At 59.1% G+C, this 23,189-nt stretch carries 20 protein-coding genes; 6 read left to right on the top strand and 14 right to left on the bottom strand.

What is annotated here, in order from left to right; all coding sequences use genetic code 11:
- Positions 1-83: 83 nt before the first annotated feature.
- The 12 genes from IWX87_RS12895 to IWX87_RS12840 all read right to left on the bottom strand — a co-directional run bounded on the left by IWX87_RS12895 (position 84) and on the right by IWX87_RS12840 (position 14,339).
- Positions 84-533: a PaaI family thioesterase gene (locus IWX87_RS12895; RefSeq protein WP_196863920.1), complete on the bottom strand. Its 450-nt coding sequence runs from the start codon at positions 531-533 to the stop codon at positions 84-86.
- Positions 534-750: 217 nt separating this feature from the next.
- Entirely contained in the window at positions 751-1,542 is a 792-nt protein-coding gene (locus IWX87_RS12890; protein ID WP_196863919.1) for an SDR family oxidoreductase, read from the bottom strand.
- Positions 1,543-1,629: 87 nt separating this feature from the next.
- Entirely contained in the window at positions 1,630-1,854 is a 225-nt protein-coding gene (locus IWX87_RS12885) for a hypothetical protein (protein ID WP_196863918.1), read from the bottom strand.
- Positions 1,854-3,686 carry an acyl-CoA dehydrogenase gene (locus IWX87_RS12880; protein WP_196863917.1) on the bottom strand — a complete coding sequence of 611 codons (1,833 nt, stop codon included), beginning with the start codon at positions 3,684-3,686 and terminating at the stop codon, positions 1,854-1,856. The genes IWX87_RS12885 and IWX87_RS12880 overlap by 1 nt, the downstream gene beginning before the upstream one ends.
- A gap of 140 nt (positions 3,687-3,826) precedes the next feature.
- Positions 3,827-5,002 (bottom strand): acetyl-CoA C-acyltransferase, encoded by a 1,176-nt coding sequence (locus IWX87_RS12875; RefSeq protein WP_196863916.1) that lies wholly within the window; start codon positions 5,000-5,002, stop codon positions 3,827-3,829.
- A 41-nt stretch (positions 5,003-5,043) separates the two neighbouring features.
- Positions 5,044-7,143, bottom strand: a complete 2,100-nt coding sequence (locus tag IWX87_RS12870) for a 3-hydroxyacyl-CoA dehydrogenase NAD-binding domain-containing protein (RefSeq protein ID WP_196863915.1) — start codon at positions 7,141-7,143, stop codon at positions 5,044-5,046.
- A 197-nt stretch (positions 7,144-7,340) separates the two neighbouring features.
- Entirely contained in the window at positions 7,341-8,036 is a 696-nt protein-coding gene (locus IWX87_RS12865) for an ABC transporter ATP-binding protein (RefSeq protein WP_196863937.1), read from the bottom strand.
- A 37-nt stretch (positions 8,037-8,073) separates the two neighbouring features.
- Positions 8,074-8,868, bottom strand: a complete 795-nt coding sequence (locus IWX87_RS12860; protein ID WP_196863914.1) for an ABC transporter ATP-binding protein — start codon at positions 8,866-8,868, stop codon at positions 8,074-8,076.
- The gene (locus tag IWX87_RS12855) at positions 8,865-10,181 is read right to left on the bottom strand and encodes a branched-chain amino acid ABC transporter permease (RefSeq protein WP_196863913.1); all 1,317 of its coding nucleotides are present in this window, start codon (positions 10,179-10,181) and stop codon (positions 8,865-8,867) included. The genes IWX87_RS12860 and IWX87_RS12855 overlap by 4 nt, the downstream gene beginning before the upstream one ends.
- 12 nt (positions 10,182-10,193) lie before the next feature.
- A complete protein-coding gene (locus tag IWX87_RS12850; protein ID WP_196863912.1) occupies positions 10,194-11,147 on the bottom strand; it encodes a branched-chain amino acid ABC transporter permease in 954 nt (317 codons plus the stop codon).
- Between the two features lie 114 nt (positions 11,148-11,261).
- The gene (locus IWX87_RS12845; RefSeq protein ID WP_196863911.1) at positions 11,262-12,566 is read right to left on the bottom strand and encodes a branched-chain amino acid ABC transporter substrate-binding protein; all 1,305 of its coding nucleotides are present in this window, start codon (positions 12,564-12,566) and stop codon (positions 11,262-11,264) included.
- Positions 12,567-12,707: 141 nt separating this feature from the next.
- Entirely contained in the window at positions 12,708-14,339 is a 1,632-nt protein-coding gene (locus tag IWX87_RS12840) for a 3-(methylthio)propionyl-CoA ligase (protein ID WP_196863910.1), read from the bottom strand.
- A gap of 196 nt (positions 14,340-14,535) precedes the next feature.
- Here IWX87_RS12840 and IWX87_RS12835 point away from each other — a divergent pair, with 196 nt between their 5' ends.
- The 5 genes from IWX87_RS12835 to IWX87_RS12815 all read left to right on the top strand — a co-directional run bounded on the left by IWX87_RS12835 (position 14,536) and on the right by IWX87_RS12815 (position 18,493).
- Positions 14,536-16,029, top strand: coding sequence for a YdiU family protein (locus IWX87_RS12835; RefSeq protein WP_196863909.1), 1,494 nt, complete (start codon positions 14,536-14,538; stop codon positions 16,027-16,029).
- 46 nt (positions 16,030-16,075) lie between these two features.
- A complete protein-coding gene (msrB, locus tag IWX87_RS12830) occupies positions 16,076-16,486 on the top strand; it encodes a peptide-methionine (R)-S-oxide reductase MsrB (protein WP_196863908.1) in 411 nt (136 codons plus the stop codon).
- Between the two features lie 193 nt (positions 16,487-16,679).
- Positions 16,680-17,306, top strand: coding sequence for a septation protein A (locus IWX87_RS12825; RefSeq protein WP_196863907.1), 627 nt, complete (start codon positions 16,680-16,682; stop codon positions 17,304-17,306).
- Positions 17,303-17,602 (top strand): BolA family transcriptional regulator, encoded by a 300-nt coding sequence (locus IWX87_RS12820; RefSeq protein WP_196863906.1) that lies wholly within the window; start codon positions 17,303-17,305, stop codon positions 17,600-17,602. The genes IWX87_RS12825 and IWX87_RS12820 overlap by 4 nt, the downstream gene beginning before the upstream one ends.
- 108 nt (positions 17,603-17,710) lie before the next feature.
- Positions 17,711-18,493 carry a peptidylprolyl isomerase gene (locus tag IWX87_RS12815; protein ID WP_196863905.1) on the top strand — a complete coding sequence of 261 codons (783 nt, stop codon included), beginning with the start codon at positions 17,711-17,713 and terminating at the stop codon, positions 18,491-18,493.
- A gap of 63 nt (positions 18,494-18,556) precedes the next feature.
- On the opposite strand, the gene IWX87_RS12810 is transcribed toward IWX87_RS12815, so the two are convergent.
- Positions 18,557-21,007 (bottom strand): catalase, encoded by a 2,451-nt coding sequence (locus tag IWX87_RS12810; protein ID WP_280757488.1) that lies wholly within the window; start codon positions 21,005-21,007, stop codon positions 18,557-18,559.
- 225 nt (positions 21,008-21,232) lie between these two features.
- Positions 21,233-21,976 (bottom strand): heparan-alpha-glucosaminide N-acetyltransferase, encoded by a 744-nt coding sequence (locus tag IWX87_RS12805; RefSeq protein WP_196863936.1) that lies wholly within the window; start codon positions 21,974-21,976, stop codon positions 21,233-21,235.
- Between the two features lie 304 nt (positions 21,977-22,280).
- On the opposite strand from IWX87_RS12805, the gene IWX87_RS12800 reads away from it, so the two are divergent.
- Positions 22,281-23,162 (top strand): D-hexose-6-phosphate mutarotase, encoded by an 882-nt coding sequence (locus IWX87_RS12800; protein ID WP_196863903.1) that lies wholly within the window; start codon positions 22,281-22,283, stop codon positions 23,160-23,162.
- Positions 23,163-23,189: the final 27 nt, after the last annotated feature.

Raw genomic sequence — 23,189 nt, 5'->3', positions numbered from 1 at the left:
ATAAATGGTTGTGCTATTTAATAAATAGCTATAAACACACACTGGATATGCGCAAAAGCATGATTTGGCTCATGAAATCAAACTCAGTCGGTTGAAATCGAACCCGCGGGGGAATCGGGCAGCTGCGCATTCGTCGCATCTCCCGCCTGCCGCCTGACGTATTTAAAGGTGCCGGTTGAATGGGCGCAGGCCTGACCTTTTGCATCGTAAATCGTGGCTTCGGCAAAAGCCAGTGTCGCCGTGCGGTGCATCAAGCGCCCTTTGGCCGTAAGCGGCGTGCCGTCACCGGGTGCAGGCCGCATAAAGCTGGTCTTCATCTCGATGGTGACCACACCCATATCCTTTTGCACGCTGCGCGCAGCCACAGCCATGGCCACGTCCAGCAGCGTCATACAGGCGCCACCATGCGTAACGGCAAAGGAATTCAGGTGCTCGGGCCGGGGCGTGAAGCCCAAAACGGACTCCCCGCCCTCGAACAGTTCAAGCGTGAAACCCAGCAGCGTGACAAAAGGAATTTCCGCTCCGAAGTTCATAACCTGCCTAACAAAATGGAAGTGCCACCTTCAACCCAGCAGGGGCCGCGGAACCGGCTTTGCCGGGCCGCAGGCGCAGCAGCCCCCTCGGGGGGCAGCGCAGTACGCGAAGCGACAAGCGTGGGGGCACAACATCCACGGCTTTGCCGGGCCGCAGGCGCAGCGGCCCCCTCGGGGGGCAGCGAACCATATGAAGTGGGAAGCGCGGGGGCCATTTCTAGCCTCCCGTGATCACCGACACACCGCCATCCACCGCCAGCCACTGGCCGGTGATGTGCTTGCCGGCATCAGACGCATACAGCACGCACAGTCCCTTCAGGTCTTCGTCATCACCAAGACGTCCCAATGGCGCGTGGGCGGCGAGCTTTTCCTCGCCCATCGCCTTGAGCGTGCCCACCGTCATGCGGCTCGGGAAAAAGCCGGGGCAGATGGCGTTCACGGTGATGTGGTTCACGCCCCATTCACAAGCCAGCGCACGGGTGAAATTGATGACAGCGCCCTTGGAAGTGTTGTAGGCGATGGTGGTCATGCCGCGCGGATTGCCACCCAGTCCGGCAATCGAGGCGACGTTGATGATGCGGCCCGACTTGCGCGGGATCATGCTGTGCTTGGCAATATGCTGCGACAAGATGAAGTAGCCGCGCACATTGAGGTTCATCACCTTGTCCCAGGCTTCAACCGGATGGTCTTCGGCCGGGGCGCCCCAGGCGGCACCGGCGTTGTTGACCAGAATGTCCACGTGGCCGAAACGCTTGATGGTTTCATCGGCCAGCGCGCGGATGTCAGTTTCTTTGGAGGCGTCTGCGGCAATCCAGTCAACGTCGATGCCGGCGGCCTTCAGCACACCAGCAGACTCCTCCAGATCTTCAGCTTTGCGCGAACTGAGCATGACCCGAGCGCCTGCCTCGCCAAGCGCCTGAGCCAGTTGCAGGCCCAGGCCGCGAGAGCCTCCGGTGACGAGTGCAGTTTTGCCGGTGAGGTCGAAAAGTTGCTGGATGGTTCGTGTCATGGATCAGTCTCCTTGCAGGGTTTGTTGAATTTTTTGGCAGGACGGAAGCAGGAAAATGTTTTATTCAGCTTCCAACTCCATACGGGGTCAGTTTTTTATTCTTGAACGAATGTAGATCAGAAAAAATCCGATGGCAGCCGCCAGCGCGCCGCCGGACATCATCAGCCAGCCGGTGTCCTCGTCATTGGGTTCGACCCAGACGCCCCACACCAGAGCCAACAGGCCTGCATAGATCAATGTCCAGGTCAGGGCACCGAGGCGTGCCAGAGATTTGTTGACCTCGGTTCCAGCCGATTTCTTGAAATAACTCATCAGAAAGACGCTTCTGGAAAGTCGGCGCAGGTGCGGTCGCGGTTGGAAACCACTTGGAGCCAGGCAGCTGTTTTTGGCAGCTCATAATGGTAAAAGTAATGCATCGCGCCCATTCTGCCTGCATTTTCAGCTATTGATTGTGTAGCATCTGCCGCTTGCACGGCCAGCGCTACGTCCAGCCACACCCAAGCCAGCACGGTATGGCCAAAGGCCTGCATGTAGGGCACGGCATTGGCCAGCGCTTCGCCAGGCTCGCCGGTAGCCCAGGCCGCGCGTGTGGCTTCGCGGACTTGCTGCAGCGCATCGGCCAGCGCGTCGGCATGGGCAACGAGTTCGGGCAAGTGGCTGGCACGCGCTGCGGTGGCTGTGATGCGCGCGGCCAGCAAATCAAACCCTTTGCCACCCTCCATCAGCACCTTTCGGCCCAGCAAATCCATCGCCTGAATGCCGTGGGTACCTTCGTGGATCATGTTGAGCCGGTTGTCGCGCCAATACTGCTCGACCGGAAAATCACGCGTGTAGCCGTAGCCACCGAGCACCTGGATGGCCAGCGAATTGGCTTCGAGGCACCATTCGCTGGGCCAGCTCTTGGCAATCGGTGTCAGCACTTCGAGCAGTAACCGTGCCTCGTCAGCCGCCTGGAGCGTGCCGGTGTGCTGCTCATCGACCAGCCGGGCGCAGTACAACTCCAGCGCCAACGCGCCTTCGCAATACGATTTTTGCGCCAGCAGCATGCGCTTGACATCGGCATGCTCGATGATGCGGCTCTGCGGTGCCGAGGCGTCCTTGCCGGCGCCCGTCATGGGTCTGCCCTGTGGCCGGTTCCTGGCGTAGTCGAGCGACGCGTGATAGCCCGCCATGCCCAGCATGGTGGCCGCCATGCCGATGGCGATACGCGCCTCGTTCATCATGTGGAACATGCAGCGCAGTCCTTCATGCGGCTTGCCGACGAGGTAGCCCACCGCACCCGCCTGGCCATTGACCGGGTACTTGCCTTCGCCAAAGTTAAGCAGTGTGTTGGTCGTGCCGCGCCAGCCAAGCTTGTGGTTCAGCCCGGCCAGCGCCACGTCGTTGCGCACGCCGGTCAATTCTCCATCGGTGCCAACCATTTTTTTGGGAACGATGAACAAAGAGATGCCTCTGGTGCCTGGAATCAGGCGGCCGTCAGGGCCGGGAATCTTGGCCAGTACCAGGTGGATGATGTTGTCGGTCAGCTCATGCTCACCGGCCGAAATCCACATCTTGTTGCCCTTGAGGCGATAGCGCGGGCCGAGTGGATCGGCATCAAAGTCATCGCCGTCGGGTACTGCCCGAGTGGTGATGTCGCTCAGCGACGAGCCGGCCTGGGGCTCTGACAAGCACATGGTTCCCGAAAAGCGGCCCGAAAATTCATTTTTGGCGAACACGTCCTTTTGCATCGGCGAGCCATGCACCATCAGCAAATTGGCATTGCCCGTCGTCAGCAGGCTCGAACCCATGCTGACCGACGCCATGGCAAAAAAAGCATTGGCGGCGGCTTCGACCGTGTAAGGCAGCTGCATGCCGCCCACCTCATAGTCCTGCGCGGCGCTGAGCATGCCGGATGCGGCATAAGCCTTTTGCGCGTCGTGCGTGGCTTGCGGCAGGATGACTTTTTCACCGTCGAAATGCGGCTCCTGCGTATCGACCAGGCGGTTGAACGGCGCGTATTTCTCACGCGCGATGCGCTCGCAGGTGTCGAACACCGCGTCAAAGGTTTCGCGGCTGTGGTCGGCAAAGCGCTCGCGCTGGTTGAGCGACTCAGCGGCCAGCCAGGGGTAAAGCAGAAAATCGAGAGTAGAACGCAAACTCATGGGGTGATCCTCAATACAAAGGCTAAATCGCAAACCAGGCTGCAAGAAAGTAGTGGATTCGTCTGAAGACGTGCAACCTTGCTGGAGCCAGTGCTTGCGATTTCTTCGGCATACCGGACAGGTTTGCTGCCAAACCGGTGTTACAGCACTTCAAAAATACCCGCAGCGCCCATGCCGCCGCCGATACACATGGTCACGCAAACGCGCTTGGCGCCGCGCCGCTTGCCTTCGATCAGCGCATGGCCGGTCAGGCGCTGGCCAGTGACGCCGTAAGGGTGGCCGACGGCAATCGCGCCACCGTTGACGTTGAGCCGGTCCATCGGAATGCCCAGCTTGTCAGCGCAATACAGCACCTGCACGGCAAAGGCTTCATTCAGTTCCCACAAATCGATGTCGCCCACACTCAAGCCGAGCTTGGCCAGTACCTTGGGAATGGCGAACACCGGTCCGATGCCCATTTCGTCGGGCTCGCAGCCGGCGACGGCAAAGCCGAGGAAGCGGCCCAAGGGCTTGAGTCCTTTTCGCTCGGCAACTGTTTCATCCATGACGACCACGGCACCGCCCCCGTCCGAGAACTGGCTGGCATTGCCGGCCGAGATCAAACCGCCGGGAATGGCCGAGCGCAGGCCGCTGATGCCTTCCTGGGTGGTGCCGGCGCGGATGCCCTCGTCCTGGCTCACGGTGACCTGTTTGGTGATCAGGCCCATCACCTTGTCGGCGATCCCGGCGGTCACAGTGATCGGGGCAATTTCAGCCTCGAACAGGCCGGCTGCCAGTGCGGCAGTGGCTTTTTGCTGGCTGCCGGCGCCGTATTCGTCCATGCGTTCGCGGCTGATCTGGTAGCGCTTGGCGACCTGCTCGGCGGTCTGCAGCATGTTCCAGTAAATCTCGGGCTTGTTCTTGGCCAGCCAGTCTTCACGCAGCATGTGGGTGTTCATTTCCTGCTGGACGCAGGAGATGCTTTCCACGCCGCCGGCCACGTAAATATCGGCCTCGCCAGCGATGATGCGCTGCGACGCCAGCGCAATGGCCTGCAGGCCGGACGAGCAAAAGCGGTTGACGGTCATGCCCGACACGCTGACCGGGCAACCGGCGCGCAGGGCTATCTGCCGGGCGATGTTGGCACCGGTCGCGCCTTCGGGCGTGGCGCAGCCGATGATGATGTCGTCGACTTCACCCGCCTCAATGCCGGCGCGTGCAATGGCATGCTGGACGGCATGGCCGCCCAGCGTGGCGCCGTGCGTCATGTTGAAAGCGCCCTTCCAGCTCTTGGCGAGAGGGGTTCGGGCGGTGGAAACAATTACAGCTGAGGTCATGAAAATCTCCGAATTAGGGGCTTGGCGTTATGGACAGCAAATCAGTTGAAAGTCTTGCCTTCAGCCGCCAGCCGGGCCAGCAGCGGCGCGGGCTGCCAGAAACTGGCATCGTCAAGCGGATTTTTAGCAAAGCGGTTCATGGCCTGCACCACGTTGAAAAGACCCACCTGGTCGGCATAAAGCATGGGGCCACCACGGTAAAGCGGAAAGCCATAACCCATCAGGTAGACCATGTCGATGTCGCTGGCCTTGGAGGCGATGCCTTCTTCCAGAATATGCGCGGCCTCGTTGACCAGCGAATACACCAGGCGCTGGACGATTTCATCGTCAGAAATCTTGCGCGGTGTGATGCCCAGCGAGTTGCGGTGCGCCTCAATCATGCTGACCACTTCCTGGTTTGGAATGGCGTCGCGCTTGCCGGCCACGTAGTCGTACCAGCCGGCGCCGGTTTTTTGCCCAAAGCGGCCTTTCTCGCACAGCAGGTCTGCGGTCTTGCTGTACTTCATGTCCGGCTTTTCCTGGTAGCGGCGCTTGCGAATGGCCCAGCCAATGTCGTTGCCCGCCAAATCGCCCATGCGGAACGGCCCCATGGCAAAACCGAATTTTTCAATCGCCTTGTCGACCTGCGCGGGCGTGCAGCCCTCGTCGAGCAAGAACCCGCCCTGGCGGCCGTACTGCTCGATCATGCGGTTGCCGATGAAACCATCGCACACGCCCGACACCACGGCCGTCTTGCGGATTTTCTTGGCCACCGCCATGACCGTGGCCATGACGTACTTGGCGGTCTTGTCGCCACGCACCACTTCAAGCAATTTCATGATGTTGGCCGGGCTGAAGAAATGCAGGCCGACCACATCTTCGGGACGCTTGGTAAACGACGCGATCTGGTTCAAATCAAGCGTGGAAGTGTTGGAAGCCAGAATTGCGCCCGGCTTCATGACGCGGTCGAGTTCGGTGAACACCTTTTCCTTCACGCCCATTTCCTCAAACACGGCTTCGATCACCATGTCGGCGTCTTTCAGGTCGTCGTAGCTCAGCGTGGTGCTGAGCAGGCCCATGCGCTCTTCGTACTTGTCCTGCTTGAGCTTGCCCTTCTTGACCTGCGACTCGTAGTTTTTGCGCATGGTGGCAATGCCCCGGTCCAGCGCGTCCTGCTTCATCTCCAGCATTTTGACGGGGATACCGGCGTTCAGGAAGTTCATCGCAATGCCGCCACCCATGGTGCCGGCGCCGATGACCGCTATTGAGTTGATAGCACGTTGTGCAGTGTCTGCTGGCACATCAGGTATTTTTGATGCTGCACGTTCAGCCATGAAGACATGGCGCAGCGCGCGGCTTTCGGGCGTGAACATCAGGTTGGTGAACAGCTCACGCTCGATGCGCATGCCGTCTTCGAACTTTTGCCTGGTTGCCGCTTCCACCGCATCAACGCACTTGAGCGGCGCGGGAAAGTTTTTCGCCATGCCCTTGACCATGTTGCGCGCAAACTGGAAATAGGCATCGCCGTTGCGATGCTTGCACGGCAAGTCACGCACCAGCGGCAGGGGACGCGTTTCGGCGATTGCCTGGGCAAAGGCAAATGCCTCTTCGGCCAGGGTATCGGGTGACGAGGACAGTTTGTCGAACAGTTTCTGGCCCGGGATTTGCGCCAGCATTTCGCTCTTGACCGGCTCGCCGCTGACGATCATGTTCAGCGCCGGCTCTACACCCAGGGCGCGCGGCAAACGCTGGGTTCCACCCGCGCCCGGCAGCAGCCCAAGCTTGACTTCCGGCAGCGCCACGCTGCAGCCCGGTGCGGCGATGCGGTAATGGCAACCCAGCGCCAGTTCCAGACCGCCGCCCATGCAAACTGAATGAATCGCGGCCACCACGGGCTTGGGGGATTTTTCAATTGCCACGATGACGCTCAGCAGATTGGGTTCCTGCAGGGCCTTGGGCGAACCGAACTCCTTGATGTCGGCACCCCCCGAAAACGCCTTGCCAGCGCCGGTGATGACGATGGACTTGACCGCGTCGTCGTCGTTGGCTTTTTGCAGGTTGTCGGTGATGCTCAGCCGGGTGGCATGGCCAAGTCCGTTGACCGGCGGATTGCTCAGGGTGATCAGCGCCACCGAGCCGTGAACTTCGTAGAGGGTTGTCATGGGTTGGTTCTTTCCTTGATTGAAGTTTCAGTATTGACGTTTCTAGGGGCGCTGGTCCGGTTCTGGTGTCCGGCCATCTGGACAGAAATAGTACGGTCGTTCTTTTATCATTGTAGGGAGGCTTGCGGGAGTCAAACAGCATGGAGGGTGCGGGTTTACCCGGTTTTTGTCCCTGCCGTGACAAACCGGCCGACTTGTTAAACCTCCAGCCACTCTTTTCGGATGTAGTCATCGGCGCGCAGGCTGTCGGGCGTGCCGTCGAACACGATGCTGCCATGACCCATGACCAGTGCACGATCCGAAATAGTCATCGCAATCGTCAGTTTCTGCTCGATCAGGAGCACCGAAATGCCCTTGGCCTTGAGGGTTTGAAGGTACTGGCCAACCAGCTCGACGATCTTCGGCGCCAGCCCTTCGGTTGGCTCGTCAATGATGATCAGGTCCGGATCGCCCATCAGCGTGCGGCACAGCGTGAGCATCTGTTGCTCGCCGCCTGACAGCACGCCGGCTTCGGTGTGCTGGCGCTCGCGCAACCGGGGGAACAAAGCATACATGTCATCGAACGACCAGCGCGAGCCCTTGCTGCCACCCTTCTGGCCGAGCAACAGGTTCTGCTGAACGGTGAGCTTGGGGAAAATATCCCGGTTCTCGGGCACGTAGCCCAAGCCAAGATGGGCAATCTGGTAGGCCTTTTTGCCAACGATTTCCGTATTTTTCCAGAGGACGGAACCCTTGCAATCAACCAGGCCCATGATGGCTTTGGCAGTGGTAGATCGACCCGAGCCGTTACGGCCCAGCAAGGCGACGATTTCACCCGGCCGGACGTCGAAAGAAACGCCATGCAGCACATGGCTCTTGCCATAGTAAGCATGCAGGTCGGTGAGTTTGAGCATGGAATCAGCGGTGCCGCTTTTGTGGTCATGTTGCATGTCAGTGTCCCTGCTCTTGCGCATCTGCCACCGACGAGCCCAGGTAGGCTTCCTGCACCCGCTGGTCGGCGCGAACGGCTTCGGGCACGTCGAAGGCGATGATTTCTCCATAGACCACCACGGCGATTTTGTCGGCCAGACCAAACACCACGCCCATGTCGTGCTCGACCGTCAGCAGCGTCTTGCCCACTGTGACTTCCTTGATAAGGGTGATGAATCGGCTGGTCTCGGAGCGGCTCATGCCCGCCGTCGGTTCGTCCAGCAGGATGACGCCGGCGCCGCCCGCGATCGTGATGCCGATTTCCAACGCGCGCTGCTCGGCATAAGTCAGGTTGGTCGCGAGCACATCGCGCTTCTTGTCGAGCTTGATCATGGCCATCAGTTCGTCAGCCCTGGCATTGGCGTCGTCCAGATTGGCCAAAAATTTAAGGAAGGTGTATTTGTAGCCCAGGCTCCACAGCACACCGCAACGCAAGTTCTCGAACACGCTGAGCTTGGGAAAGATGTTGGTGATCTGGAAACTGCGCGACAGCCCCATGCGGTTGATCTCGAACGGCTTCTTGCCGTTGATGCGCTGGCCGTTCAGCAGCACCTCGCCGCTGCTGGGCTCGAAGCGCCCGCTGATCAGGTTGAACAGCGTCGATTTGCCAGCGCCGTTCGGCCCGATGATGGCCACCCGCTCCCCCTGATTCACAGTCAGGTTGATACCGCGAATGATCTCGGTCTTGCCAAAGCTTTTTCGAAGGTTTTTAAGCTCCAGCGCAGGGCTGGCATGTGCAGCACTGTCAAATTTCATAGCAGCTCCCGGCGCTTGATTTCGGTTTCAATCTCGTCCTGAATACGGCTCCATTGCACCCGGAACTTGCGCCGCACCAGTTCGAACAGCCCCAGACCGACCAGGAAAACAAGAGCCGACACTATCCAGGTGCCGGGCCGGGTGGCATTGAGTGTCAAGCCCATGAACTTCAGTTCTGGTCCGACTGCGGCATTGAGTTGCATGTGGTAAATCATCTCGACCATGGCAGCAGCGCCCATCAGCGTAGCCAGTGCAGTGACAGCCAGCGCCAGGTAAGCTGGCCAGAGTTGCCTGAGTTTGCCAAATGAGGCAACCCGCAGGTTCATCATGATCAGGCTGGCCAGACCGCCGGGCGCGTACATCACCATGAACAAAAAGATCAGGCCGACATACAGCAGCCAGGCCATGGACAACTCCGACAGCAGTATCAGGGCCAGCACCAGCAGCCCGGCCCCGATGATCGGCCCGAAAAAGAAGGTGGCGCCGCCCAGGAAGGTAAACAGCAGCAAGCTGCCCGAACGCACGCCGCTGACCACCTCGGCAGTGACGATTTCCGAGTTGATGGCAGCCAGCCCGCCACCGATGCCGGCAAAGAAGCCTGCAATGATGAAGGCGTAGTAGCGCACGCGCTGTGTGTTGTAGCCGATGAACTCGACGCGCTCGGGGTTGTCGCGTACAGCGTTCAAGATGCGGCCCAACGGTGTCCGGGTGAAGGCGAACATGGCGGCGGTGCAGACAAAGCAGTACAGGGCAATCAGGTAATACACCTGAATTTGCGGACCGAATGTGATGCCCATGAACGGCTGGCCATAGGCACGGTTCGTGGTGATGCCGCCTTCCCCGCCAAAAAACTCAGGAAACATCAACGACATGGAAAACACCAGTTCGCCCACGCCCAGCGTGATCATGGCGAAGGTGGTGCCGGCTTTCTTGGTGGTGACATAGCCCAGCAATACGGCAAAGAACAGCCCTGACAGACCGCCGACAAGCGGTATCAGGCTGAGCGGGATATAAAACCGGCCGCTGGCCGCCAGGTTCATGGCATGGATCGCCAGGAATGATCCCAACCCGGCATATACCGCATGGCCGAAGCTGAGCATGCCGCCCTGCCCCAGCAAGATGTTGTAGCTCAGGCAGATGATGACCAGATAGCCGGCCTGCGACAGCATGGTCAGCGACAGGCTGCTCTTGAACAGCAGCGGCGCGGCGATCAGCATCAGCGCATACAGCGACCAGATCAGCCAGCGGCCAATGTTCATGGGTCTGAACTGGTAATGCTTGCCTGATGTGTTTGAAATTGTGGTGGATGTCATGTGCTGGTTTCCTTAACCTTCCCGCGTACCCAGAAGACCCTTGGGCCGGAAAATCAGAATCAGTACCAGAAACAAAAATGGCAGGATGGGTGCCACCTGCGAAATGGTGAGCTTGAGCAGCGGATAGCCAAACGATTCAGGCGTCACTGCGTAATTGAAATGGCCGAGCAGCGTCATCAGCGACTGGTCCATGGCCACGGCAAAAGTCTGGATCAGGCCGATCAGGATGGACGCCAGAAAAGCACCGCTGAGCGAGCCCATGCCGCCCACCACCACTACCACAAAGATAATGGGGCCGACCGAGCCGGCCATGGCAGGCTCGGTGATGAAGGTGTTGCCACTGACCACGCCAGCCAGCCCGGCCAACGCCGCGCCGCCGCCAAACACCAGCATGAACACACGGGGTACGTTGTGGCCCAGGGCTTGCGCGGTTTCGGGGTGCGTCAGCGCCGCCTGGATCACCAGCCCGATGCGGGTGCGCGTCAGCAGCAGCCAGATGCTGGCCAGCATGGCGAGCGATACAAACATGATGAAAGCGCGCGACTTGGGAAAGTCGGTGCCAAACACCGTGAACAGCGACCCCTTCAAGCCTTCGGGCAGCACATAGTTGACCGCCGCCCGGCCCCAGATGAGCTGTACCAGTTCGAGTAACAGGTAAGACAAGCCAAAGGTCACCAGCAGTTCCGGCACATGGCCAAACTTGTGGACCTTGCGCAGGCAAAAGCGCTCGAAAGCCGCTCCGAGGGCAAACACTACCAGCGGCGCCACCAGCAGCGCCCACCAGAAGCCGACGACCTGCGACAGGCTGTAGGCGACATAGGCGCCCACCATATAAAAGGAAGCATGGGCGAAATTGAGCACGCCCATCATGCTGAAAATGAGCGTCAGGCCGGAACTGAGCATGAACAGCAGCAGCCCGTAGCTCAGTCCATTGAGCATGGAGATAGTGAAAAACTCCAGATTCATTGTGTCGTGCCCGGAAAATAATTAGAAAGGCCCGAGCTTGTCGGGCCTTGGAGGATGAAAGTTGGTCTATCAGCGCTTGTCAGCTTTAAGTCAAAGGCCTTGGAAACTGCCTTTTCAGGAAGGCCGCTTCATCTGGCACGAGGTCGGCGTGCTGGCCACATAGGCTTCGTAGTACTTCACCGGCACAAATGTGTATCCGGTGTTTTCAGCGTCATACGGGTATTTGCCGCCGGCTTTTTCCCAGCGGTCAATGAACAGGCCCTGCTGCAACTGATGATCAGACTTGCGCATTTCGACCTCCCCGTTGAAGCTCTTGAAGCGCAGGCCCTCCATGGCCTTGGCGACCAGCGCGGGCTCGGTTGACTTGGCCTGGGCCATGGCTTCGGTCAGGATGCTGAAGGCGTGGTAGATGGCGCCGGTGTACATGTCGTCATCAAACTTTTTCTTGAATTCAGCCATTGCCTGCTGGATGTCGCCACCCAGGTTGAGGTGGTTGTAGGAAACCTGATAAACCCGACCGGCCGCAGCAGCGCCCATGGCAGATGGCGTGCCGGTGACGCCGCCATAGTAGGTGTAGAACTTCACGTTGTCCAAACCGGCCTCGTTGGCAGCCTTGATCAGCAGCGCCAGGTCCGAGCCCCAGTTTCCGGTGATGACGGTGTCGGCACCCGACTGCTTGATCTTGGCAACATAGGGAGCGAAATCGCGCACCTGTGCCAGCGGATGCAGGTCGTCGCCAACAATCTGGATGTCGGGCCGCTTGGTGGCCAGGTTGGCCTTGGCAAACTTCGAAACCTGCTGGCCGTGCGAGTAGTTCTGGTTGATCAGGTAGACCTTCTTGATGTCAGTCTGGTCCTTCATGAAGGCCGTCAGTGCCTGCATCTTCATCGAGGTGTCCGCATCAAGCCGGAAATGCCAGTAGTCGCACTTGCTGTTGGTCAGGTCCGGGTCGACAGCGGCATAGTTCAGGTAAACGACTTCCTTGCCCGGATTGCGCTCGTTGTACTTGGACAGCGCATCAATGATGGCCAGCGCCGGGCCGGAGCCGTTGCCCTGCACCACATAGCGGGCGCCCTGGTCAATGGCCGACTTGAGCGCGTTGGTGGTTTCCTGCGGGCTGAGCTTGTTGTCGATGCCGATGATCTCGAACTTCACGCCGGCCTTGTTTTTCTGGCTGAAACGCTCAGCCAGGAACTGGAAGCTCTTGAGCTGGTTGTTTCCCACCGCTGCCATCAAACCGGACAAGGGGTCGAGCCAGGCGATTTTCACCGTCTGGTTCAGGTTCACCGCGCCAGCTGCCGGCGCAGCTGCCTTGGCAGGCGCGGGCGTCTGGGCCAGGCTCAGCCCCGAGCAAAGCAGGGCCGATACCGCCATGGCAATACCAATGTGCCTGCGAACAAAATTGCGCTGGGTTGTCATCCCTTGTCTCCTGAATAATTTATGAAACGGCGAGTTAACGAAACGGGTCAACGGCAAAGGTTAGGGGAAAAGGCTTTGCATCCTGTCAGGGAATGCCCTATCTCATGTCGCTCGCGTGACTGGCTGGGGCCAACACGTCGATCACTTTTGGATTTCTGGCAACTGGTAATCCTTGAGCAGCTCGCGCAGGCGCGTCTTGAGCATCTTTCCGGTCGCGCCCAGGGGAATGGCATCGACGAACACCACGTCATCAGGAATCTGCCATTTGGCGGTCTTGCCCTCGTAGAAAGCCAGCAGTTCATCGCGGCTCACGTCCATGCCCGGTTTTTTCACAACGGCAACGATAGGCCGCTCGTCCCATTTCGGATGCACCATGCCGATGCATGCGGCCATGAGCACCGAGGGATGCGCCACGGCGATGTTTTCGATGTCGATCGAGCTGATCCATTCACCGCCCGACTTGATCACGTCCTTGCTGCGGTCGGTGATCTGCATGTAGCCGTCGGCGTCAATGGTTGCCACATCGCCGGTCGGAAACCAGCCATCCACCAGCGGGTCGCTTGTGCCCTTGTAGTATTCACGGATGATCCACGGCCCCTTGACCAGCAGGTCGCCATAGGTCTTGCCATCCCAGGGCAGTTCCTTGCCCGCGCTGTCAACGATTTTCATGTCCACGCCATAAATGGCTCGCCCCTGCTTGAGGCGAATTTTCATCTTCTCGTCGTCAGACAGACTGTCGTGCTTGTTCTTCAGGGTGCACAACGTGCCCAGCGGACTCATCTCGGTCATGCCCCAGGCATGCAGCACTTCCACGCCGTAGTCATCGTTGAACGCCTTGATCATGGCTGGCGGGCACGCCGAGCCGCCAATCACTGTCCGGCGCAAGGTGGAGAAACGCAGTCCTTGGGGTTTCATGTGCGTCAGCAGCATCTGCCAGACAGTCGGCACGCCAGCCGCGTAGGTGACTTTTTCGGCTTCGATCAACTCGTACACCGACTTGCCGTCCATTGCCGGGCCGGGAAACACCAGTTTGGCGCCGGTCAGCGCCGCTGAATACGGAATGCCCCAAGCATTGACGTGGAACATCGGCACGACCGGCAAAATCGCATCGCGCGCAGAAATGCTCATCACGTCGGGCAAGGCCGCCGCAAACGCATGCAGCGTGCTGGAGCGGTGGCTGTACAGCGCCGCCTTGGGATGGCCGGTGGTGCCGCTGGTGTAGCACATGCTCGACGCTGTGTTTTCATCGAAAGTCGGCCAGTCGTAATCGCCCGGTTGCCCGCCCATCCAGCTTTCGTAGCTTTGCAGGTTGGGAATGCCTGAATCCGCAGGCAGCTTGTCGGCATCGCACAGGGCGATGTAATGTTTGATGGTGGTGCAGTTGGCATGCACCGCCTGCACCAGCGGCAGGAAGCTCAGGTCAAAACAAAGCACCTGGTCTTCGGCATGGTTGGCAATCCAGGCAATCTGCTCGGGGTGCAGGCGCGGGTTGATGGTGTGCAGCACCCGGCCCGAACCGCTGACGCCGTAGTACAGCTCGAAATGCCGGTAGCCGTTCCAGGCCAGCGTCGCCACCCGGTCACCAAATGCCAGATTCAACGCATTCAGCGCATGCGCCACCTGGCGCGAGCGCCGGGCGGATTCACGGTAGGTGTAGCGGTGGATGTCACCCTCGACCCGGCGCGAGACGATTTCAGCGTCGCCATGGTGGCGCGCAGCAAACTCGATCAGTGATGAAATCAGCAAGGGCTGGTTCTGCATTAAACCTAACATCGTCTGCGTCCTTTTTTTATTGCCCGGCCGGGCATGTCATGAAAATTTTTAAACCTGTGTGCATGGTACAGGCCGATATTCCCGACCCGCCTCGGGAAAGTCCGTATTTGGCGCTCCTTGGCGACAGCCTGCATGCCAAAACACAATACTTACCCCTTGCTGCACAGGGCTGCTTGCCGCATTGCACAATAAAGTCATGAGCACTGCCTTCGACACACCTTCCTTCATCCACCCGCCGTCTGCCGTGCCTGATCGGGTCTGGACCCATTCATTTGCCACGCTGGGCCCGGATTTTTATACCGAACTGCAGCCCCGTCCGCTGCCTACGCCCTATTGGGTCGGACGCAACCGCGCGCTGGCCCGCGAACTGGGGTTGCAGGACGAGTGGCTCGAATCGGCCGACGTACTGGCCGCCCTCACCGGAAATCAGCAACTGCAAGGCACGCGGCCGCTGGCCAGTGTGTACAGCGGACACCAGTTCGGCGTCTGGGCTGGTCAACTGGGCGATGGCCGGGCCATCCTGCTCGGCGAGTTGCAGACGCCGAAGGGACCCCGCGAAATCCAGCTCAAGGGCGCGGGCAAAACACCGTATTCACGCATGGGCGATGGCCGTGCTGTGTTGCGCAGCTCGATCCGTGAATTTTTGTGTTCCGAAGCCATGCATGGGTTGGGCATACCGACCACTCGCGCACTGTGCGTGACCGGCTCCGACGCCCCGGTGCGTCGTGAAGAAATTGAAACCGCGTCCGTCGTGACGCGAACCGCGCCAAGCTTTATTCGTTTCGGCCACTTCGAACATTTCAGCTACCGCAACCAGCCTGAACAGTTGAAAGCCCTGGCCGATTACGTCATCGACCGTTTTTATCCCGAATGCCGGGAAGCGAAGCAGCCCTATGCGGCCTTTCTTCAGGCGGTCAGCGAACGCACTGCACACATGGTGGCGGCCTGGCAGGCCGTCGGCTTTTGCCACGGCGTGATGAACACCGACAACATGAGCATCCTCGGCCTGACGATTGACTACGGCCCGTTCCAGTTTCTTGATGCGTTCGACCCCGGCCATATTTGCAACCATTCGGACGAACAGGGCCGCTATGCCTACAACAAGCAGCCCAATATGGCGTACTGGAACCTGTTTTGCCTGGGCCAGGCCTTGCTGCCACTGATTGACAACCAGGAAGACGCGCTGGCTGCACTGGAATCGTTTAAAACCGTGTTTCCCGAAGCCCTGCAGGCCCGGATGCGTGCCAAGCTGGGCTTGCCTGATGCGCAGGAAGGCGACCAGGCGTTGATTGAAAACACCTTCCGGCTGCTGGCGGCCAACAAGGTGGACTACACGATCTTCTGGCGCCGGTTGGGCAACTTCACCGCGCAAAGCGGCCATGAGCCGGTGCGCGACCTGTTTTTCGACCTGGAATCGTTCAATGCCTGGGCGCTACAATATTCAGAGCGAATAACGGCCGTGGATATTGCGCAAAGAGCCGATTTGATGCTTAAATCCAATCCGAAATACGTGCTGCGTAACCACTTGGGCGAAGAAGCCATCCAGGCGGCGAAGCTCAAAGACTTTTCAAAAGTCGACACCTTGCTTGCTTTGCTGCAGGCGCCGTTCGACGAACATCCCGGGCAGGAGCCTCTGGCCGGCTTTCCGCCTGATTGGGCTTCGTCGATCTCCATCAGCTGCAGTTCGTAATCACTCCTCACGCCCACCACTAATCCCATAGAACAGGAACCAGATCATGAGCGCCAAAATCCAGAAAACCGATGCCGAATGGAAAGCCGTACTGGCTGAAAAAGGCGCGGAACCCGTGGCTTTCGATGTCACCCGCCATGCCGCGACCGAGCGCCCGTTCACCGGCAAATACGATACCAACCAGGCCGAAGGCACCTACCGCTGCATCTGCTGCGACGCCGAGCTGTTCAACTCGTCGGCCAAGTTCGACGCGGGCTGCGGCTGGCCGAGCTTTTCCGAGGAAATCAAGGACAGCGCAATTGAAGAACATGTGGACCGCGCCCACGGCATGACGCGCACCGAGACGGTTTGCGCCAATTGCGGCGCGCACCTGGGCCACGTGTTTCCCGATGGACCGACCGATACCGGTCTGCGCTATTGCATGAACTCTGCTTCGCTCGATTTCAAGAAGCGTTGAACCCCCACGCTCCCCACTGCGTGTGGTTTGCTGCCCCCCGAGGGGTCCGCTGCGCCAGCGGCCCGGCTAAGCCGGTTCCGCGGCCCCTGCTGGTCTAAAACGCGTTCCAGCACCATGACTGGCTGTTTTGCGAATTCCGGAATGAGCCTCTGGTGCTTCTTTAAAACCAAAACCGCTCCGCCATAATCACGCCATGAAAATTTTGTTCGATTTCTTGCCGATTGCCTTGTTCTTCGGCATGTTCAAGTACGCCGAAGGCAACAAGGACTGGGCAGCCAGCGCCGCCACTGACTGGCTGGGCTTCATGGTGTCGGGCGGTGTCGTTGGCCCGGCCGAGGCACCGGTGCTGCTGGCCACGGTGGTCGTGATTGTGGCCACCCTGGCGCAAATCCTGTGGCTCAAGGCGAGCCGCCGCAAGGTGGACACGATGCTCTGGATCAGCCTCGGGCTGGTCACGGCGCTGGGCAGTGCCACTATCTACTTTCACAGCGAAAGCTTCATCAAGTGGAAGCCGACGGTGCTTTACTGGGTGATGGGCGCGTCACTGCTGGTGGGCGAACTGGTGTTCCGGAAAAACGGCATCAAGTCGCTGATGGGCGCCCAGATGAGCCTGCCCGATGCGGTGTGGCGCAAGGTCAACTTCAGCTGGGTGGCATTTTTCGCCGTCATGGGGCTCATCAATTTGTGGGTGGCCTTCAACTTTCCTACCAGCACCTGGGTCAATTTCAAGTTGTTCGGTGGCATGGGCCTGATGCTGGTGTTCATCCTGGCGCAGGCATTTTTTCTTAACAAGCACATCAAGCCGGACACCACACCATGAGCAACGCTCCCAGTGAAAACACCGCCCTGCCCGTGCGCGTCAAGGAAATCGAGCAGCAACTCCGCTTGCGCCTTGCACCGACCCAGCTGGAAGTTCTGGACGAAAGCGCTGCCCATGCCGGCCATTCGGGTGCCAATGCCCAGGGATTCGGTTCGCATTTTCGGGTTCGCATTGCCAGCCCCGCATTTGCCGGCAAGAGCCGGGTGGCCTGCCACAGGCTTGTGTATGATGCAATGCAAAATTTCATCGACCAGGGCCTGCATGCGCTGGCCATTGAAATCGTTAAAGACGCTTGAGGGTCTTCGGTTCAAACCGACCCGCCAGGATCTTTTGCAACAGTACCGGCCTGCCGGCTGGAACCATCCTTCTCCTCAACCATCCTTTCTAAAGATTTCCCCTTGATCATGAAGAAACAAATTTTATTGGCCACGGCCATGGCGAGCCTGCTGGCGCTGAGCGCTGGCGCCATGGCCCAAAACCTTGCCATCGTCAATGGCAAGGCTGTTCCCAAAACCCGGCTGGACGCACTGGCCCAGCAAGTTGCCAAGGCCGGTCGCCCGGTCACGCCGGAAATGGAAGGGCAATTGCGCGAAGAAGTCATTGCCCGTGAAGTGTTCATGCAGGAAGCCGAAAAGCAGGGAATTGCTGCCAGCGACGACTTCAAGGCGCAAATGGAACTGGCCCGCCAGACCCTGATGATCCGCGAACTGTTCGCCAATTACCAAAAGACCAATCCGGTCACCGATGCCGACCTGAAGGCCGAATACGACAAATTTGCGGCGGCCAACGGCGGCAAGGAATACAAGGCACGCCACATCCTGGTCGAAAAGGAGTCTGAAGCGAATGCCATCATTGCGAGCCTGAAAAAAGGCGGCAAGTTCGAGGACATCGCCAAAAAGCAATCGAAAGACCCAGGCTCCGGCGCCAAGGGCGGCGATCTGGACTGGGCCAATCCGTCCAGCTACGTGCCTGAATTCACCGAAGCGCTGCTCAAGTTGAGCAAAGGCCAGACGACCGATAAGCCGGTCAAGTCGCAATTCGGCTATCACATCATCCGGGTGGACGACATCCGCTCGGCGCAACTGCCTGCGTTTGAAGAAGTCAAGCCGCAAATTGCCCAGCAGATGCAGCAGCAAAAGCTCGCAGCCTTCCAGGAAGATTTGCGCAAGAAAGCCAAGATCGAATAAGCAGAGTGCTTGAATCATAAAAAAACGCGGCCAAGGCCGCGTTTTTTTATGTCAGTCGCGCCACTACACGCTCGGAGGATCGGTTTCTCGCTGCGGATGGCGGTGTTGCGCAACGCCCTTGAGGAACTTCTCTATCGCATTGGCAGTGCTTTCCGGTGGCCCGGCGATGATGCCGGTATCGGGTTTTCCATCGGGCAAGGCACTTGGAATACCGGCTTTTTCCATCAGCGCCGCTGAAGCGCCCAGTACCAGAATCGTCTTGCCATGCCGGTACTGGTCCTTGATGAACTCCATCGTGTGACCGTCCATCGCCAGTGCATCCACACCCGCTTGGCCATCAGGAAGAACCAGCGCATCGAACAGGAAACCGGGTTCATTTTCAAGCGAAGCATCCGCCTGCAAAACCTCACCGTCCACCGCCGCCACAGAACCGATATGGGGCGCCACCAAGCGCGCCACAGCGCCTTCGGCCAGTAACGCAGACTGCACCTGCGCCATGGACTTTGCCACCACACCCCGCGCGATCAGCAAGGCAATCTTCCTCCCCCTGATGCTGCCATCACCCGGTCGCGCCATGAGCGACAACATCGGTGAAACGGTTACCTCGGGTGCTGCAGGCTGCGCCAAAGCCAGCGGCATGGCGTCCGGCATGTGTTCCATGCCCAAGCCCGCCGCCACTTTTTCTGCCAGCTCTTCCGACGCATTGCGCAGCATCGACACAGTGCGCTGACGAATCGCCGGCACCGTGACCTTGCTCAACTCGAAGCGAAAAGCAGCAGCAATGTGCGCCTTTTCAGACAAGGTCTGGCTTTCATAGAACAGCGTGGCCTGGGTGTAGTGGTCAGCAAATTTCTCAGGCTTGCCGCGCACCATGCCTTCAGGCTGCAGAGACTCGGCCCGTCTTGCCATGGTCACAAAGCCCTGGGCCGCACCCGCCTGAAACGGACAGCCGCCTGCCAGCGAGTTGGGTTCATAAGAAACCCGTCCGCGAGGAATTGCCTGCCGATGAATGCCATCGCGCTGGTTGTTGTAAATCGGAGCGATCGGGGCGTTGATCGGGATTTCGTGAAAGTTCGGACCGCCCAGACGCGACAACTGGGTGTCCACATACGAATGGTGGCGTCCTGTCAAAAGCGGATCGTTCGTGAAATCAATGCCTGGAATAATATTTTGCGTTCCGAAAGCCACTTGTTCCGTTTCGGCAAAGAAATTGTCCGGGTTGCGGTTCAACACCATGCGCCCGACTGTCTTGAGCGGGACCAGTTCTTCCGGAACAATCTTTGTGGCATCAAGGATGTCGAAGCTGAATTGCTCGGCTTGTTCTTCCGTGAAAATTTGCACTGCCAGTTCCCATTCCGGATAGGCACCCGACTCGATACGCTCCCACAGGTCGCGGCGATGGAAGTCAGGATCGGCGCCCGAAATCTTGACGGCCTCGTCCCACACCAGCGAATGCGTGCCAGCCTTTGGATTCCAATGAAATTTGACATAGACCGCTTCGCCAGCGTCGTTGACAAAACGAAAGGTATGAACGCCGAAACCCTGCATCGTGGCAAAGCTGCGCGGAATGGCGCGATCCGACATCTGCCACATCAGCATGTGCGTCGATTCAGGCATCAGCGACACGAAATCCCAGAAGGTGTCGTGGGCGCTGGCAGCCTGCGGGATCTGGTTGTGCGGCTCGGGCTTCACGGCATGTACCAGATCGGGGAACTTGATCGCATCCTGAATGAAGAACACCGGCATGTTGTTACCCACAATGTCCCAGTTGCCCTCGTCTGTGTATAACTTGACGGCAAACCCGCGCACATCGCGGGCCGTGTCCTTGGAGCCGCGCTCGCCAGCGACGGTAGAAAAGCGCACGAACACCGGTGTGACCTTGCCGGCTTCCTTGAAAGGCGCGGCCTTGGTGTATTGCGTCAGCGGTTCGTAGCATTCGAAATAGCCATGGGCGCCGGAACCGCGCGCATGCACGATGCGTTCTGGAATGCGTTCGTGGTCGAAATGCGTCATCTTCTCGCGAAAGATGAAATCTTCGAGCAATACCGGGCCACGCAGGCCGAGTTTCAGCGAATTCTGGTTATCCGAAATACGCGTGCCCATGTTGGTGGTCAGCATCTGTCCCGACGCATCCACGCGAACCCGGTCCAGCGGCTCAATGGCAGCATTCACGCCTTCGGGCACGACGCTTCCGGTCTTGTCACTGCTGTTGTGCTCAGACAACGTGCTGCCTGTAGGCAACCTGGACTCGGGCTTTACGGTGGCGCCCTGCTGTGGCGCGATGGCATTGGCAAATCCGTGTTCAGCGGATTTTCTCGAATTGAAAGGCATGGCAGCGACCAAAGTTTCGGTCTGAACCATTTTTTCAACCTGCGTGTCACCACCTGAGTCAGGGTTTAGCTTGGCAGGGCCACTGTCGGTATTACGGGCAGAGGCCTTGGCGGAAGTGTCACTGGCAGAAGAATTTTTTCCGGTATTTTTTCGGCCATCGGCCGGTGGGCTGGTTTTAGGCATGAATATTGGGGGTGAGCCGGCGAGATTGCCAACAAAAACAATACCCAAGCGATTCAAACCCTTTTGTAGGACGTGGCCGTTTGCCCAAGCAAGCATTTTATGAACCGTGAAAATGGCCATGTAACCTGCAAGCAACTTTCTGGCTGATCTCCTGCGAAAGCTGACAAACCAGGACGGGGCGCGATTCAGTCCGGGACGCCTTCAATAAATGCAGTGAGGCCAAAGTTACTTCAAAAAACTCAAAACTGTCAGCAGACCCATCAACACGGGCTGGTGAAGCAGGTAGTAGCTCAGGCTCCACCGCCCTAGTGTGGCCAACGCGCTAATGGCACGAGGGGCTGGGGTGGAATGCGCAACCAGCCACTGTGGCCGCGCGCGCAGCATCCAGTTCCCCGCCGCCATGCCCAGCCACACCACGCCAAGCCAGGGAACCAGGGGAACATAGTCTTCGGTGACAGGCTTGCGGCTGATCAACCCCAACCAGTTCAGCGTTTTGTCATTCAGGAAATCAAGAGCGGGCCACAGGGCATGTGCGCCACTGGCCATGAACTTCAGGGCGATGGCCGCACTGCCCAGCAGCCACAACCACCGACCCCAGCCTGCCGTCAGCCGCACGAGCACCAGCATGACAGCCATGCCATGCAACACGCCAAAATAAATAAAGCTTTCTGGATACATGGCGTAGGAGCCAGCGCTGACCAGCAGAGCAGCACCGGCCACCTGAAACCATCGCAGCCAAAAGCGCGCCCACGTCTGGTGCTGATCAAAAGCCACCGACTGACCCAAGCCAGCCGTGAACAGAAACAGCGTCACGATCGCTGTGCGTTGCCATGTCCAGAATGGATTCGAGTAAAAATTCTCTTGCAGATAACCAAAATGGTTCAGGTCAAAACACAAGTGATAGGCCGTCATCCAGAGGATGGCCAGGCCGCGCAGGGCGTCGAGATAGTCGAATCGGCGAAAAAGCATGTCTCCGAGTGTACGCACAGGTATTTCTTTGTGACTCGCCTGGTCGGCCGCATAGCTATCTCACCGCCTGCAGAAGCCAAATTCAGCAACATTGTTCGCATTGGTTTGTCATTTCGGCGTGGTCGACACGGCCAGGGTGGGCAGAACGCGGTAACAGCGTCTCCCCCCGCAAACTTCTTTTTGGTCAGCGACATGGACGCCAGGCGCAAAGCCAGGGCATTCATCGTCGCCAGGGTTGTGTGTTCTGGCCATCAGGCCATTAGGATCGACATTAAAAACAGCAGGTACAGCCATAATTCGTGGCATGCACCTGCCGCCTGAAATCACCCCCTGCCAGCATGCAGGCCATGAGGCCTTGCAACTGGCCACACGCCACGGCACCGCCATCATTGCGCTCCACGGCGCGCACCTGCTGTCGTGGGTACCCACCGGTCAACGCGAGATTTTCTGGTTGTCCCCGGACTCGCCGCCCGAGCCTGCAGCAATTCGTGGCGGCGTGCCGGTGTGCTGGCCGTGGTTTGCCAAGCAAGGCATGCCAGAAGACGCGTTGCAGCATGGGCCCGCGCGACGGGTTGCATGGCAAGTCAGCGAAGTGCATGCCAGCGGCGACGATGGAGTCAGTTTGAGCCTGCAACCTTGTGCCGATGCCCGCCTTGCCGACCTGGCGCCCCACCTGCAGGTCAGCCTGCAGATCACGCTCGGCCAAACGCTGAGCCAGTCGCTGCACACCCGCAACTTCGGCACGCGGACGTTTCGACTGACGCAAGCGCTGCACAGTTACTTTGCTGTCAGCAGTGCGGCGAAGATCGGCATCGAAGGCCTGGACGGCCTGCCCTACCGGGACAAACTGCGCGGCATGGAAGCCGCTGTCCAGCAAGCGCCGTTTGCCCTTGATCAGGCTTGCGACCGCATTTACCATGCAGCGCCGGACACCGTCAGCGCCTACACCGGCCGCTGCACACTGACCGACGCGGGCTGGCAACGCCGCATCCTCATGCAAACGCATGGCAGCCGGTCGGTGGTGGTGTGGAACCCCGGCAGCGAAGGCGCGCGCCAGATGACCGACGTGCCCGACGATGGCTGGCAGGATTATTTCTGCATCGAGGCCGCCAATGCCGGACCCGATGTCATTGCCCTGGCACCGGGCGCCGAGCACTGGCTGGGACAAACCTTGAGCATCGAATAAGCCTTTTGCGCATGACTGGCGAATACA

The sequence above is a fragment of the Polaromonas sp. CG_9.7 genome, assembly GCF_015752205.1.
Taxonomy (GTDB): domain Bacteria; phylum Pseudomonadota; class Gammaproteobacteria; order Burkholderiales; family Burkholderiaceae_C; genus Polaromonas.
This window is presented reverse-complemented; position numbering and strand designations above follow the sequence as displayed.